The 13895-nt window shown below is 67.7% G+C and carries 15 protein-coding genes; 12 read left to right on the forward strand and 3 right to left on the reverse strand.

Translation table 11 applies throughout. From position 1 onward, the window contains the following. Nucleotides 1–21 precede the first annotated feature (21 nt). Genes E8M01_RS12700 through E8M01_RS12710 form a run of 3 tightly spaced genes read left to right on the forward strand, consistent with a single transcriptional unit; the run spans nucleotide 22 to nucleotide 2241 of the window. Nucleotides 22–798 (forward strand): ABC transporter permease subunit, encoded by a 777-nt coding sequence (locus E8M01_RS12700; RefSeq protein ID WP_246088798.1) that lies wholly within the window; start codon nucleotides 22–24, stop codon nucleotides 796–798. Further along, the gene (locus tag E8M01_RS12705; protein ID WP_136960452.1) at nucleotides 795–1655 is read left to right on the forward strand and encodes an ATP-binding cassette domain-containing protein; all 861 of its coding nucleotides are present in this window, start codon (nucleotides 795–797) and stop codon (nucleotides 1653–1655) included. Before E8M01_RS12700 ends, E8M01_RS12705 begins: the two co-directional genes overlap by 4 nt. A gap of 16 nt (nucleotides 1656–1671) precedes the next feature. Beyond that, a complete protein-coding gene (locus E8M01_RS12710) occupies nucleotides 1672–2241 on the forward strand; it encodes a flavin reductase family protein (protein WP_136960453.1) in 570 nt (189 codons plus the stop codon). 6 nt (nucleotides 2242–2247) lie between these two features. Here E8M01_RS12710 and E8M01_RS12715 read toward each other — a convergent pair whose 3' ends face one another. From E8M01_RS12715 to E8M01_RS12725, 3 genes are all read right to left on the reverse strand, one after another. Continuing rightward, nucleotides 2248–3600: an ATP-binding protein gene (locus E8M01_RS12715; RefSeq protein WP_136960454.1), complete on the reverse strand. Its 1353-nt coding sequence runs from the start codon at nucleotides 3598–3600 to the stop codon at nucleotides 2248–2250. Continuing rightward, nucleotides 3597–4271: a response regulator transcription factor gene (locus tag E8M01_RS12720; protein ID WP_136960455.1), complete on the reverse strand. Its 675-nt coding sequence runs from the start codon at nucleotides 4269–4271 to the stop codon at nucleotides 3597–3599. Before E8M01_RS12720 ends, E8M01_RS12715 begins: the two co-directional genes overlap by 4 nt. A gap of 193 nt (nucleotides 4272–4464) precedes the next feature. Then, a complete protein-coding gene (locus tag E8M01_RS12725; RefSeq protein ID WP_136960456.1) occupies nucleotides 4465–4662 on the reverse strand; it encodes a hypothetical protein in 198 nt (65 codons plus the stop codon). A gap of 640 nt (nucleotides 4663–5302) precedes the next feature. Between E8M01_RS12725 and E8M01_RS12730 the strand changes: the two genes are divergently transcribed. Genes E8M01_RS12730 through E8M01_RS12770 form a run of 9 tightly spaced genes read left to right on the forward strand, consistent with a single transcriptional unit; the run spans nucleotide 5303 to nucleotide 13894 of the window. After that, a complete protein-coding gene (locus tag E8M01_RS12730) occupies nucleotides 5303–6382 on the forward strand; it encodes a sulfate ABC transporter substrate-binding protein (RefSeq protein WP_136960457.1) in 1080 nt (359 codons plus the stop codon). Next, the gene (gene cysT, locus E8M01_RS12735) at nucleotides 6379–7239 is read left to right on the forward strand and encodes a sulfate ABC transporter permease subunit CysT (RefSeq protein ID WP_136960458.1); all 861 of its coding nucleotides are present in this window, start codon (nucleotides 6379–6381) and stop codon (nucleotides 7237–7239) included. Before E8M01_RS12730 ends, cysT begins: the two co-directional genes overlap by 4 nt. After that, a complete protein-coding gene (cysW, locus tag E8M01_RS12740; protein ID WP_136960459.1) occupies nucleotides 7232–8113 on the forward strand; it encodes a sulfate ABC transporter permease subunit CysW in 882 nt (293 codons plus the stop codon). Before cysT ends, cysW begins: the two co-directional genes overlap by 8 nt. After that, a complete protein-coding gene (locus E8M01_RS12745) occupies nucleotides 8103–9176 on the forward strand; it encodes a sulfate/molybdate ABC transporter ATP-binding protein (protein ID WP_425467720.1) in 1074 nt (357 codons plus the stop codon). The genes cysW and E8M01_RS12745 overlap by 11 nt, the downstream gene beginning before the upstream one ends. A 9-nt stretch (nucleotides 9177–9185) precedes the next feature. Beyond that, nucleotides 9186–10604 carry a siroheme synthase CysG gene (cysG, locus tag E8M01_RS12750; RefSeq protein WP_136960460.1) on the forward strand — a complete coding sequence of 473 codons (1419 nt, stop codon included), beginning with the start codon at nucleotides 9186–9188 and terminating at the stop codon, nucleotides 10602–10604. A gap of 9 nt (nucleotides 10605–10613) precedes the next feature. Further along, nucleotides 10614–10940, forward strand: coding sequence for a DUF2849 domain-containing protein (locus E8M01_RS12755; protein ID WP_136960461.1), 327 nt, complete (start codon nucleotides 10614–10616; stop codon nucleotides 10938–10940). A 14-nt stretch (nucleotides 10941–10954) separates the two neighbouring features. Further along, the gene (locus E8M01_RS12760; protein WP_136960462.1) at nucleotides 10955–12613 is read left to right on the forward strand and encodes a nitrite/sulfite reductase; all 1659 of its coding nucleotides are present in this window, start codon (nucleotides 10955–10957) and stop codon (nucleotides 12611–12613) included. Then, nucleotides 12600–13361, forward strand: coding sequence for a phosphoadenylyl-sulfate reductase (locus tag E8M01_RS12765; RefSeq protein WP_136960463.1), 762 nt, complete (start codon nucleotides 12600–12602; stop codon nucleotides 13359–13361). The genes E8M01_RS12760 and E8M01_RS12765 overlap by 14 nt, the downstream gene beginning before the upstream one ends. A gap of 5 nt (nucleotides 13362–13366) precedes the next feature. Then, nucleotides 13367–13894, forward strand: a complete 528-nt coding sequence (locus tag E8M01_RS12770) for a DUF934 domain-containing protein (RefSeq protein WP_136960464.1) — start codon at nucleotides 13367–13369, stop codon at nucleotides 13892–13894. Nucleotide 13895: the final 1 nt, after the last annotated feature.

A 13895-nucleotide genomic window follows, 5' to 3' on the forward strand; every position in this document is an offset into this window, starting at 1 on the left:
GGCGATCGCTGGCGTCAGGCTCTGCTGGCCTCGTCGGCAACCCCCTGGGGCCTGCCGGTCTTGATCCTGGTCGCCTGGCAGCTCGCGTCCCATGCCGGGATCATCTCCGCCAATGTGCTGCCGGCTCCGAGCCAGGTCATCGACGCCGCCATTCGCCTGACGTTGAACGGCGAGCTCGCCACCAATATCGCGGTCAGCTTTCGTCGGGCGATGTCCGGCTTCCTGGTCGGCGGTTCGCTCGCCTTCGCGCTCGGCCTGCTGAACGGGTTGTCGGCCCTCTCGGAGAAACTCACCGACACCACCGTTCAGATGCTGCGCAACATCCCGAACCTGGCGCTGATCCCGCTGGTCATCCTGTGGTTCGGCATCGAGGAGGAGGCGAAACTCTTCCTGACCGCGCTCGGCGTGTTCTTCCCCGTCTATATCAACACCTTTCACGGCGTCCGCACGGTCGATCCGCAACTGGTCGAGATGGGCCGCTCCTACGGCATGTCGCGCTGGGAGCTGTTTCGTCGCGTGGTGTTGCCCGGCGCGCTGCCGTCGATCTTCGTCGGCTTGCGCTACGGCCTCGGCATCATGTGGCTGACCCTGATCGTCGCCGAAACCATCGCGGCCAGTTCCGGCATTGGCTACATGGCCATGAACGCCCGCGAATTCATGCTGGTCGACGTGGTGGTGCTGGCCATCGTGATCTACGCGGCGCTCGGCAAGCTCGCCGATTCCACCGTGCGGTTCCTCGAACGGCTGTGCCTTGCCTGGCACCCGGCCTTCCGCAAGACCGGAGGAGCGCCAGCATGACCTCCGTTGTCGAGGGTGCCGATGCGCACGCGCCTCGTTTCGACGGTCTGTTCGCCGACCCGGCGGACCTCGCCCGGCGCGCCCGCGGCATCACGATCGCGGCGCGCGGACTGAGTAGGCGTTTCGGCGCGATCGAGGTGCTCAGAGGTCTCGACCTCGATGTTCCCGCCGGGCAGTTTCTGGCGGTGGTCGGCAAGAGCGGCTGCGGCAAGAGCACGCTGCTGCGCATCCTGGCTGGCCTCGACCGGCCGGGTGCCGGCCGCCTCGGTTTCGGCGACCGGGACGTCGACCCGGTCGGTGAAGCATCCGCCGGATCGGCATTTGCGCGGCTGATGTTCCAGGAGCCACGCCTGCTGCCCTGGGCGCGCGTGCTGGCCAATGTCGAGGTCGGGCTTGGCGAGGATCGCCGGCACGCCGACGGCCGCCAGCGGGCGCTGGAGACGCTCCGCGCGGTTGGCCTCGATGATCGGGCCGGCGAATGGCCATCGGTCCTGTCAGGCGGCCAGAAGCAGCGGGTCGCGCTGGCGCGCGCCCTTGTCTGCCGGCCGCGGTTCCTGGCCCTCGACGAGCCGCTCGGCGCGCTCGACGCGCTGACCCGCATCGAGATGCAGCACTTGCTCGAGCGGGTCTGGCGTCAGCAGGGCTTCACCGCCGTGCTGGTCACCCACGATGTCGCGGAAGCGCTGACCCTGGCCGACCGGGTCGTGCTGATCGAGGACGGCGCCATCGCGCTCGATATCGCCGTCGACCTGCCGAGGCCGCGACGACGTGGCTCGGTCGCGCTCGCCCGGCTCGAGGAGCAGATCCTGAAAAAGCTGATCCGCGAAGAAACGTTTGCGCCCGAATACACGATTTAATCGGACGAGGTCCGTCATGAATGCCTTTTCTCCCTTGCCTCTGGCCGCCAAGGCCCTCGAAGCCGGCACGGCGCCGTTCCGCGATGCCATGCGGCAGCTTGCCGGCGGGGTCTGCGTCATCACCGCCGGCATCGGCGAGGATCGTTCCGGTCTGACCGCGACGTCGCCGACGTCGCTGTCGATGGATCCGCCGACCATCCTGGTCTCGATCAACCGGGCCTCCTCGGCTTTCCCGGTCATTGCCAGCTATCGCCACTTCGCCGTCAACCTGCTGGCCGCCGATCAGCAGGCGGTCGCCGAGAGCTTCACCGGCAAGGGCGGCCTGCGCGGCGCCCAGCGCTATCGCGGCGCCGAATGGACGACGCTGCAGACCTCGGCGCCGATCCTCGAAGGCGCGCTGGCCGCGGTCGATTGCGAGGTCGAGGAGCTGATCGAGCGGCATTCGCACGTCATCGTGCTCGGCCGGGTTGTCGCCGTCCGCAGCGGCGCCAAGACCTCGGCGCTGGTCTATTGGCATGGCGGTTACGACCGGCTCGAGGCCACGCCGGCCGGCCTTTCGCTGGCCGCCGGGCTCGCCGCCTATTGAGCCCGGTCAGGGCAAGGCGATGTCGACCTTCAGTCCGCCGAGCGCCGAGCGGCCGAGCGTCAGGTCGCCGCCATAGGCCTCGACCAGGTCCTTGACGATGGCGAGGCCGAAGCCCGAGCCTTCGACCTGTTCGTCGAGGCGCCGGCCACGCTCGATCTCGAAGCTGGGATCGTCGTCCGGCAGCCCCGGACCATCGTCCTCCACGGTGATGCGGATGCCGCCGCCGGCAACCTCTTCCGCCGCGATCTGCACCCGTCCGCGGGTCCATTTGCGCGCATTGTCGATGACATTGCCCAGCACCTCGGTCAGGTCGGTCTCATCCATCGGCGCCGCGGCACTGGCCGGCACCTTGACCTCGAAGGCGATCGGATGGGTGCTCGGCAGGACCGCCAGCGCCTTGGTCAGTGCCGCCGCCACCGGGGCGACCGGGGTCGGATGGCTGCGCCGGAAGGCCCGCACGCCGGCGCGTGCGCGGACCAGTTCGCGGGTGACGTGCCGGCTCATGCGCTGGATCTCGCCGTCGATCTCGGTTGCCGCGTCCATCTGGCCGGTCTCGCGCAGGTGCCGTGCGGTCGAGCTCAGCACCGCGAGCGGCGTCTTCAGGCCGTGCGCGAGGTCGCCGGCGCGGGCGCGCGCCGTCACCAGATCGGCATTGCGCGCCTGCAGCAGTGCGTTGAGGTCGTCGACCAGCGGCCGGACCTCGTCGGGAAAGGCGCCCTCGACCGTGGTCCGGCGGCCATGGTGCACCTCGATCAGTGCCGCGCGCAGCGCTCTGAGCGGCGCCAGGCTGGCGCGGGTGGCAAACCACAGCGCGGCGACGAGCGCCAGGCCGAGCGCGGCCAGCGAGGAGGCGGCGAACTGGATGAAGGCGGTGCGTGCCTCGTCGAGTTCGCCCTGGTCGAGGCCGACCGCGATCCGGGCGATGGTTGGCGTCGAGCCGCCGGGCACCACCACCCGGCGCTCGAGCACGAACATGCGCCGGCCTTCGGGAGCCGGCCTTTCATAGATCGCGACATCGTTGCCGGTCGGCGGTTGCGGCCGCCAGTCGATGGCGAAATCGAGCAGCGACCGGGACTTCAGTTCGGCCGCCTGGCCCCGGCCCGCCTGCCAGTAATAGCCGCCATAAGGCGTGCGGAAGCGCGGGTCGGACAGCTCGACATCGATGACCAGCCGGCCGTCGGCGGCAATCCGCGCATGGGCGGCCAGTGTCCTCAGGTCGTCACCCACTTCGGCCACGGCCCGGGCGCGGATATTGCCGTCGAAGATGAAGGTCAGCACGAAGCCGGCGAGCACCAGGGCAACCGTGATGGCGCCCGCGGCCAGGATGGTGAAGCGCGCCCGCAGCGAACTCGGGATCACGAGGCGGCACCCTCCGTCGGGGTGACGCAATAGCCGTGGCCGCGACGGGTCTCGATGACCGGTATGCCGAGCTTCTTGCGCAGCCGCGCGATCAGCACCTCGATGGCGTTGGAGTCATGCTCTTTGTCCTGGTCGTAGATATGCGCGCCAAGCTCGCTCTGTGAGACGACGCGGCCGTTCTGCAGGATGAGATAGGTCAGGAGCCGGTATTCCAGCGGCGTCAGCGCAACGGCGCGGCCATCGACGGAGACGTCCTTCTTGCGGGTGTCGACCTCGACCGGACCGACCGCCAGGATCGACGAGGCATGGCCGCCGGCGCGCCGGGTCAGCGCACGCACCCGCGCCACCAGTTCCTCCATGTGGAACGGTTTGGTCAGGTAGTCGTCGGCGCCGGAATCGATGCCCTCGACCTTTTCCCGCCAGCCGTCGCGGGCGGTCAGCAGCAGCACCGGCATGCGCCGCCCGGCAGCGCGCCATTTGCGCAGCACCGTCAGCCCATCCATGACCGGCAAGCCGAGATCGAGCACGACGATGTCGAAATCCTCGCTGTCGGCCCGGAACCAACCATCCTCGCCGTCGCCGCTGGTTTCGACGATGAAGCCGGCGGCCGACAAGGCCGCGGTCACGTCGGCCGCAATCCGCCTTTCGTCTTCGATCACGAGTACGCGCAATGCCGCTGCCCTTCACGATGGCCGGCCGGCCGGATCCGATTGTTCCGGCCAAGGTCCGGCGGTCGGAGCGAGGTCTGTCCCACGCGCCGGACCTGCTCCATCTGACAATGAAACATGGCGACACTGTCAATTGGCTTTCAAGCGCGGGCAACCACGGGGGCCCGGGCCGTTCCATGCGGCGGCGCGTTTGGCGCTACGCGGCCCGGTGCCTGCGCGGCCGCTCCTGCAGGTGCCGCGAGACGGCCAGGTGGGCGTCCCGTACGTTCGGAAACAGGCTGCCATCCAGGCCGCCGAAACGGCTGGTCGCGGAGAAGAACCGGAAGCCCGCGCCATCGCGGCCGACCAGGCCGGCGGTCTCCTCGCCGATTTCGATCACATGGGCGTTCGACATGACAATCGCCATCGGCCGCGCCGACGTCCCCTGTTTGCTGTGACGGAATGCGGTTAGGCTGCCCCACGGCCTGCCGACGGGTCATGGCGAGCAAAGCGGCTGCCGGCGGGACTGGCGATCAGGTGCCGGCGCCGGAACCCACGACATGACATCGTGGCGGTTTGGCAAGCGCCGAGCAGTGCAGGGTCTTGTCTTCAAAGGCTGTGATCGAGGACTACACGAGACAATTCTATACTTGAACAATAGTCGGATCGTCGTCAACGAAATCGTGGTTCGAAGTTCAACCGGAAATTGAAACGGGGATCATGATATTTGAGGCCCGCGGAGAGGAATTTTCCTCTTGGCCTGTGCCAAATTGGCAATGAGAAAAGAATATTCTTAGTCGACCAAAAACGGCGACCGCGGGCGGCGGCCTCCGCGACACCCTGACGCCCTTGTCCGCCGCCTATCGGCGAGAGTAAAAAGACCTCTCGGCGCGCAAGCATGCTATAATGAAATTCTCTGGATCTGTTGTATCGCAATAGACGCCTTCTTTTCTGCGTTTATGACCTTGAACTGACAGTCATCTTCGTTCTTTCTCTTCGTTGAGACGGCCTTGGCCACCCAGGCCGCGCTGAGCATTTCGACATCGGAGACTGACATGCTGTTGAGCTTGCGATCGACGCGCACCCGCGATCTCGCCGGCGTCGTTCTCGCCTTCGGCTTCGTGCTGGCAACCACGCTTTATGTGCGCGCCCAGACGCCGGCACAGCCAGCCCCGGCCGCGGCCGCGGTGACCTTGATCAACGTTTCCTACGACCCGACGCGCGAGCTCTACCGCGTCATCAACGAGGCTTTTGCCAAGGACTGGCAGGCCCGCGCGGGCCAGCGCGTCACCATTCGCACGTCCCATGGCGGTTCGGGCCGGCAGGCCCGCTCGGTCATTGACGGCCTGGACGCCGATGTCGTGACCCTGGCGCTGGCCGGCGATATCGACGCGATCGCCCGTGAATCCCGCCGCTTGCCCGACAATTGGCAGTCCCGGCTGCCGAACAACGCCTCGCCCTATACCTCGACCATCGTGTTCCTGGTGCGCAAGGGCAACCCGAAGGCCATCCGCGACTGGGACGATCTGGCGAGACCCGGCGTCTCGGTGATCACGCCGAACCCGAAAACCTCGGGCGGCGCGCGCTGGAACTACCTGGCCGCCTGGGCTTATGAGCTTGCCCGCACCAATGGCGACCAGGCCGCCGCCAAGCGCCTGGTCGAGGCCATCTTCCGCAATGTGCCGGTGCTCGACACCGGCGCGCGCGGCTCGACCACGACCTTTGTCCAGCGCGGCCTCGGCGACGTGCTGATCGCCTGGGAGAACGAGGCCTATCTGTCGCTGCAGGAGTTTGGCGCGGACAAGTTCGACATCGTCAATCCGAGCGTCTCGATCCTGGCCGAACCGCCGGTCTCGCTGGTCGACCAGGTGGTCGACCGCCGCGGCACGCGCGCCGTCGCCCAGGCCTATCTCGAATTCCTCTACACGCCGGCCGCCCAGGCGATCATCGCGCGCAACTTCTACCGCCCGGTCCATCCCCAGCATGCCGACCAGGCCGACATCGCGCGCTTTCAGCCGATCAAGCTGGTGACCATCGATCAGGTCTTCGGCGGCTGGGCCAAGGCCCATGCCGACCATTTCGCCGATGGCGCCACCTTCGACCAGATCTACCGGCCCGGAGCCGCGACGAGATGACCGCGACCGCCCTTCCAGCGGGAGCCTTCCAATTGCGGAAGCCGAGTGCCTTGCCCGGCTTCGGTTTGACGCTCGGATTCACCCTCACCTACCTGTCGCTCATCGTCCTCATTCCGCTCGGCGTGCTGATCTGGCGTGCCAGCGGCCTGGGGTTTGAGGGCATCTGGCACGTCGCCTCGTCGCCGCGCGTGCTGGCGGCGCTCCAGACCAGCTTCGTCATCTCGTTTGCCGCCGCGGCCCTGAACGCGGGTTTTGGCCTGATCGTCGCCTGGGTGCTGACGCGCTATTCGTTCCCCGGTCGCGCCGTGCTCGATGCCATTGTCGACCTGCCTTTCGCGCTGCCGACCGCGGTTGCCGGCATTGCGCTCGCCGCGCTTTACGCGCCGAATGGCTGGGTTGGCGCCTGGCTCGATCCCCTCGGCATCAAGGTCGCCTATACCCCGCTCGGCATTTTTGTCGCGCTGGTCTTCATTGGACTGCCCTTTGTCGTCCGCACCGTCCAGCCGGTGCTGGCCGATCTCGACCGCGAGATCGAGGAGGCCTCGGCGACGCTCGGCGCCAATCGCCGGCAGACCATCCTGCGGGTCATTCTTCCGCCGCTGCTGCCCTCGGTGCTGACCGGCTTCGCGCTGGCCTTTGCCCGTGCCGTCGGCGAATACGGCTCGGTCATCTTCATTGCCGGCAACATGCCGTTCCGCTCGGAGATCGCTCCGCTCCTGATCGTCGTCCAGCTCGAGGAATTCAACTACGCCGGCGCGACCGCCATCGCGACCATCATGCTGGCGATTTCCTTCGTGGCGCTGCTGGCGATCAACCTCTTGCAGTCGTTCAGCCGGCGGAGGTTCGGTCATGTCTGACCTCACCACCTCCGATCTCGGCACCACGCGCCCGTCCGCAGCCGCGACCGGCGAGGGCCTGGCGACGCGCATCGTGCTGATCACCCTGGCCGTCGCCTTCCTGGCGCTGTTCGTCCTGCTGCCGCTGTTCGCGGTCTTCGCCGAGGCGTTCCGGCGCGGCGCCGGGGCCTTCTTCCAGGCCTTTCGCGACGAGGACACGCTGTCGGCGATCGAGCTCACCTTGACGGTCGCGGCGATCGCCGTGCCGGCCAACCTGATCTTCGGCATCGCCGCTGCCTGGGCCGTGGCCAAGTTCGAATTCCCGGGCAAGAGCCTGCTGGTGACGCTGATCGACCTGCCCTTCTCGGTGTCGCCGGTCGTCTCGGGCCTGATCTATGTGCTGCTGTTCGGGGCCCAGGGCCTGTTTGGCAAAACCCTCGACGCCCACGACTTCAAGATCATCTTTGCCGTGCCGGGCATCGTGCTGGCGACCATTTTCGTCACCTTCCCGTTCATCGCCCGCGAACTCATCCCGCTGATGCAGGAGCAGGGCACCAGCGAGGAGGAAGCCGCCCTGACGCTTGGTGCATCGGGCTTGCGGACCTTCCTCACCATCACCTTGCCGAACGTCAAATGGGCGCTGCTCTACGGCGTGCTGCTCTGCAACGCCCGCGCCATGGGCGAGTTCGGCGCCGTCTCGGTCGTGTCGGGCCATATCCGTGGCCTTACCAACACCATGCCTCTCCACGTGGAGATACTCTACAATGAGTACAACTTTGTCGCTGCCTTCGCAGTCGCTTCGCTTCTCGCCGGGCTCGCCCTTGTCACGCTTTTCGCCAAATCCATCCTCGAATGGCGTTACGGAGACGCTCTCGCCGGCACGCGTGGGCACTGAGGGTGTGCATGCGGTCGCCATTCGCGCGCAGGGGCTGATCAAGGCTTTTGGCGGCGGCGCTGCGGCGCTCGCCGGCATCGACCTCGACGTCCGGCCGGGCGAACTTCTGGCGCTGCTCGGGCCGTCCGGCTCGGGCAAGACCACCTTGCTGCGCGTGGTGGCGGGGCTCGAACATGCCAATGCCGGCCGCATCCTGTTCGACGAGGAGGATGCCACCGCCCTGCCGGTCCAGGCGCGCAATGTCGGCTTCGTGTTCCAGCACTATGCCTTGTTCCGCCATCTCAACGTCGCCGACAATATTGCCTATGGCCTGAGGGTTCGCCCGCGCGCCACCCGGCCGGCGCGCGCCGAGATCCGCCGGCGTGTCGGCGAACTGCTCGATCTGGTCCAGCTTTCCGGCCTTGAAAAGCGCTTTCCCAACCAGCTGTCCGGCGGCCAGCGCCAGCGTGTCGCGCTCGCCCGCGCGCTTGCCGTCGATCCCAAGGTGCTGCTGCTCGACGAGCCGTTCGGCGCGCTCGACGCCCAGGTGCGCCGGGATCTGCGCCGCTGGCTGCGCGAAATCCACGACCGCACCGGCCACACCACCTTGTTCGTCACCCACGACCAGGACGAAGCGCTCGAACTGGCCGACCGGGTCGCCATCCTGAACAAGGGCAAGCTGGAGCAGATCGGCACGCCGGACGAGATCTACGATCATCCGGCGACCGCCTTCGTGGCCGGCTTCATCGGCGAGGCGGTCAGGCTGGCGGTCGAGGTGCGCGACGGAGCGGTGCGGATCGGCGAGGTCGGCATCATCTCGGCGCCGATCGGTACGCCATCCGGCCCGGCCGAGCTGTTCGTCCGGCCGGACGATCTGACGATCGCCGCCGCGGGCATTCCGGCGATCAAGGCGCGCGTCGTCGGCATCCGCCGATCCGGCCCGGCGCGCCGGGTCGATATTCACCTCGCCGAGGGTCAGCCGCCGGTCGAGATCGAGGTGGGGACGGAGACACGTGTCGAAAAGGGCGAGTGGATCTCGGTCACGCTGAAGACAGTGCGTCTTTTTCCTGTCGCCAGCGTGTGAGGTCGTCCCGTGTCGCGTTTTAAGTTCTTCCCGATCTCTTATGACGTCGCATCGCGTTTTGTCGTGGTGGCCGGCAATGGCGAGCAAGCCCTGCAGAAGCTCCGGCTGCTGGTGCGCACCGAGGCGCGCCTGGTGCTCTGCGCGCCGGCGCCGTCGGCCGAACTCGCGGCTTTTGCCGTCGAACACGGCATCGAGCATGTGACGGCCGAACCGGACGCTCGCCGCCTCGCCAGTGCCGCGCTGCTGTTCGTCGCGACCGGCGATGCCGTCGACGACGCCCGGCTGGCGCTGACCGGTCGTGCCGCCGGCGTGCCGGTCAATGTCGTCGACCGGCCGCAGATTTCCGATTTCGCCGTGCCGGCCATCGTCGACCGCGCGCCCATCGCCATTGCGATTTCCACCGATGGTCACGCGCCGGTGCTGGCGCAGAAGGTTCGCGCCGCCATCGAGGCGCTGTTGCCGCCGGCCTTCGGCCGTCTCGGCGATCTCGCCGCAGCCATTCGTGAAACGGTCAATGCCCGGCTCCACGATGCCGGCCGGCGGCGCCATTTCTGGACCCGCCTGTTCGACGGGCGCGCCGCTGCCGTCGCCTTGACAGGCGAGGTCGAGCGGGCCGCGATCATTGCGATCAATGCGCTTGACGGCGCGCGCGCCGAGGCCGCGCCGCCGGGCAAGGTGTTTCTGGTTGGTGCCGGCCCCGGCGCGGAGGACCTGTTGACGCTGCGCGCCCATCGGCTGCTGCAGACCGCCGACGTGATCGTTCACGACGCGCTGGTGCCCGAGGCGGTGATCGCCATGGGCCGGCGCGATGCCGAGCGTATCTCCGTCGGCAAGCGCAAGGGTCGCCACTCGGTGGGTCAGGCCGAGATCGACGCGCTGCTGGTCAGCCTCGGTTCCGAGGGCAAGCAGGTGGTCCGCCTGAAGGCCGGCGACCCCATGGTGTTCGGCCGCGCCGGCGAGGAGGTCGCGGCTCTGCGCGCCGCCGGCATCGCTTACGAAATCGTGCCGGGCATCACCGCAGCCCTTGCCGCGGCCGCCGACGCCGCCATTCCGCTGACGCTCCGCGGTGTCGCCTCGCAGCTGATCATTGCCACCGGCCATGGGGCCGAGGGTTCCGAGCCGGAAGGCTGGGAAAAGCTCGCGGCCGATGGCGCAACCGTTGCCGTCTACATGGGCAAGTCGGTCGCCGATCGCATTGTCGCCCGTCTCGCCGCCGCCGGCCTTGCCGGCGCGACGCCGGTGGTGGCGGTCGAGAATGCCGGCCGTGCCGGGCGCCGCCTGTTTGCCGGGACGCTCGCCGAACTGGCGCGGCTCGCCGCCCGCGACGACCTCGCCGGTCCGGTGCTCATCATGATCGGCCAGGCGGTCGCCCATGGCGATCTCGCCGATGCCGAACCCTTCGTCACGCCGCTCGCCGCGGCCGCCTGAGAGCTCACCATGTCGCAACCCGTCAAGGCGCCCAAAGTCTTCAAGCCGGTGGTGGTCACCGCCAATGAACTCGCCTCCGGCGCCGTGGTGTTCCGTCACGCCGACGGCAGCTGGTCGATCGATGTCGGCAAGGCCGAGATCGCCGAGACCCGCGAGGCGGGCGACGACCTCCTGGCCCGTGCCCAGGCCGACCAGGACGCCTGCGTCGTTGTCGAGCCGGTGCTGATCGAGATCGTCCGCGAGGGCGGTTTCGTCCGGCCGGCATCCTTGCGCGAACTGATCCGCGCCAGTGGGCCGACGGTGGCGCTGCCCTCCGACGCCTACGCCCATCTCTGACGTTCGAGGCCGCCATGTACCGTTACGATGAATTCGATCAGGCCTTTGTCGACGAGCGCGTCGCGGAGTTCAGCGACCAGGTGGCGCGCCGGCTGTCGGGCGAACTGACCGAAGACCAGTTCAAGCCGCTCCGGCTGATGAACGGCGTCTATCTGCAGCTGCACGCCTATATGCTCAGGATCGCCATTCCCTACGGCACGCTGTCGTCGCGCCAGATGCGCAAGCTCGCCCATATCGGGCGCACCTATGACCGCGACTACGGCCATTTCACCACCCGCCAGAACCTGCAGTTCAACTGGATCCGGCTTGCCGACGTGCCGGCCATCCTGAAGGAACTGGCCGAGGTCGAGATGCATGCCATCCAGACCTCGGGCAATTGCATCCGAAACGTCACCGCCGATCATTTCGCCGGCGCCGCGGCCGATGAGGTCGCCGACCCCAGGCCCTATGCCGAGGTGCTCCGGCAATGGTCGTCGCTGCATCCGGAATTCACCTTCCTGCCGCGCAAGTTCAAGCTGGCGGTGACCGGCGCGCCGAATGACCGCGCCGCCATCCAGGTCCACGACATCGGGCTCGAGGTGAAGCGCAACGACCGGGGCGAGATCGGGTTCGCGGTCTGGGTCGGCGGCGGCCAGGGCCGCACTCCGATGATCGCCAAGAAGGTGCGCGATTTCCTGCCCGAGGCCGATCTCCTGGCCTATTGCGAGGCGATCCTGCGCGTCTACAACCTGGAGGGCCGGCGCGACAACAAATACAAGGCGCGCATCAAGATCCTCGTCCACGAAATGGGCGAGGCCGAGATCACCCGAGCGGTCGAGGCCGAATTCGCCGCGATCGGCCACAAGACATTGGCCTTGCCGGCCGACGAGGTCGCGCGGATCGGCGCCTATTTCGCCCCGCCGACGCTGGCCAGGCTGCCGGCCGGCTCGGATGTGCTTGATAAGGCCAAGGCCGCCGACCCGGCGCTTGCCCGCTTCGTTTCGCGCAACGTCTCGGCCCACAAGGCGCCCGGCTACGGCATCGTCACGGTGTCGCTGAAGCCGATCGGCCTGCCGCCGGGAGACGCGACCTCGGGCCAGATGGATGCCATTGCCGATATCGCCGAGCGTTATTCGGCCGACGAGATCCGGGTCAGCCACGAGCAGAACCTGGTCCTGCCGCATGTCCGGCTCGACGACGTGCCGGCGGTCTTCGCGGCGCTCAAGCGGGCGCGGCTCGCCACTCCCAATGCCGGCTTGATCACCGATATCATCGCCTGCCCCGGCCTCGACTATTGCGCGCTCGCCAATGCCCGTTCGATCCCGGTTGCCCAGCGCATTTCCGAACGCTTCCAGGCGATCGAGCAGCAGGAAGAGATCGGCGAATTGAAGCTGAAGATCTCCGGCTGCATCAATGCCTGCGGCCACCATCACGTTGGCCATATCGGCATTCTCGGGGTCGATCGGAAGGGTGAGGAATTCTACCAGATCACGCTTGGCGGCTCGGCCGATCAGAGCTCGGCGATCGGTGAGATCGTCGGCCGGGGCTTCTCCTCCGACGAGGTGGTCGACGCGATCGAGAACATCGTCACGACCTATCTGAAGATCCGCGCCGAGCCGTCCGAGAATTTCCTTGCGACCTACCGGCGCGTCGGCGAGGCTCCGTTTCGCGAGGCGCTTTATGCTGACGCTTGATCTGACACGCCGCCGCCAGGCTACGGACGAGGCCTTGGCGGCGAAAGCCGCCCTGCTCGACCGTATCCATGGCAACCGCCACCCTGCCGAGATCCTGACGATCGCGCTCGTCGATGAGTTCCCGGGCCGGACGGCGCTGGTCACCTCGTTCGGCGCGGATTCGGCGGTGCTGCTGCACCTGGCGGCATCGGTCGATCCTTCGATTCCGGTGATCTTCGTCGATACCGGCAGGCATTTCGCCGAGACGCTGGCCTATCGCGACAGGCTGGTCGGCCGTCTCGGCCTGACCGATCTGCGCAGCATCGGCCCGACCGACGCCGAGGTGGCGGCGCATGATCCGGTGCTGGCGCTGGCTGAACGCGATCCCGACGCCTGTTGTGGCTTTCGCAAGGTCGGCCCCCTCGTCCGGGCGCTCCAGCCCTTCGCCGCGTCGATTTCGGGCCGCAAGCGCCACCAGGCGGCGACCCGCACCGGCCTTGCCGTGTTCGAGGCCGAGGACGGGCAGATCAAGATCAACCCGCTGGCGGCCTGGAACGCCGCCGATATCGCCGCCTATGCCAGGGCGCATGACCTGCCGGCACATCCGCTGGTCGCGGATGGCTATCCCTCCATCGGTTGCGCCCCATGCACGTCGCGCGTCGAGGCCGGCGAGGATCTCCGCGCCGGGCGCTGGCGCGGCTCTTCCAAGATCGAATGCGGCATTCACCAGCCCGCCCGAGCGCTGGCTGCGACGAGAACAGGAAGCTAGAGACCATGGCCTTGTATCGGGACGGCGGTTTTGTCGCCGATGACTGGAGTTTCCCGGCGGAGGCCGAACCCGTGCCCGCCGCGGGCAAGATCGCTTTGCCCAAGGCGCGCCTGACCGCCGCCTGGACCGATCTCGCCGGCCGGGCCGACCCGATCGGCCTGGTGCTCAATTCGGGCGAAAATCTCGACGGGCTGGCCGAAGCCATTCCGCTGCTGTCGCTGGTCAAGCTGGTCATCCCGCGCTATGCCGACGGCCGGCTCTATTCGATCGCCCGCCTGTTGCGCGACCGCTACGGTTTCAAGGGCGAGATCCGGGCGGCCGGCGACGTGCTGCGCGACCAGATCATCTTTCTCGCGCGTGCCGGTTTCGACGCCTTCGAGGTGACCCATGAGGGCACCATCAAGGCCTTGCGCGAGGGCGCGATCATCGCCGTGCATCACCACTATCAGCCGGCCTCTCACGAGATCGGCGAAGCCAAGCCCGGGCCGCGCCCCTGGCTTCGCCTGTCGTCAGTGCCGGGAGTTGCCCAGTGAC

Origin of the sequence: Phreatobacter stygius (genome assembly GCF_005144885.1) — a bacterium.
Classification (GTDB): domain Bacteria; phylum Pseudomonadota; class Alphaproteobacteria; order Rhizobiales; family Phreatobacteraceae; genus Phreatobacter; species Phreatobacter stygius.

Coding starts and splice junctions, on each gene's coding strand:
- E8M01_RS12705 (WP_136960452.1), top strand. CDS start 795: ATGACCTCCGTTGTCGAGGGTGCCGATGCGCACGCGCCTCGTTTCGAC.
- E8M01_RS12710 (WP_136960453.1), top strand. CDS start 1,672: ATGAATGCCTTTTCTCCCTTGCCTCTGGCCGCCAAGGCCCTCGAAGCC.
- E8M01_RS12725 (WP_136960456.1), bottom strand. CDS start 4,662: ATGTCGAACGCCCATGTGATCGAAATCGGCGAGGAGACCGCCGGCCTG.
- E8M01_RS12730 (WP_136960457.1), top strand. CDS start 5,303: ATGCTGTTGAGCTTGCGATCGACGCGCACCCGCGATCTCGCCGGCGTC.
- cysT (WP_136960458.1), top strand. CDS start 6,379: ATGACCGCGACCGCCCTTCCAGCGGGAGCCTTCCAATTGCGGAAGCCG.
- cysW (WP_136960459.1), top strand. CDS start 7,232: ATGTCTGACCTCACCACCTCCGATCTCGGCACCACGCGCCCGTCCGCA.
- E8M01_RS12755 (WP_136960461.1), top strand. CDS start 10,614: ATGTCGCAACCCGTCAAGGCGCCCAAAGTCTTCAAGCCGGTGGTGGTC.
- E8M01_RS12760 (WP_136960462.1), top strand. CDS start 10,955: ATGTACCGTTACGATGAATTCGATCAGGCCTTTGTCGACGAGCGCGTC.
- E8M01_RS12765 (WP_136960463.1), top strand. CDS start 12,600: ATGCTGACGCTTGATCTGACACGCCGCCGCCAGGCTACGGACGAGGCC.
- E8M01_RS12770 (WP_136960464.1), top strand. CDS start 13,367: ATGGCCTTGTATCGGGACGGCGGTTTTGTCGCCGATGACTGGAGTTTC.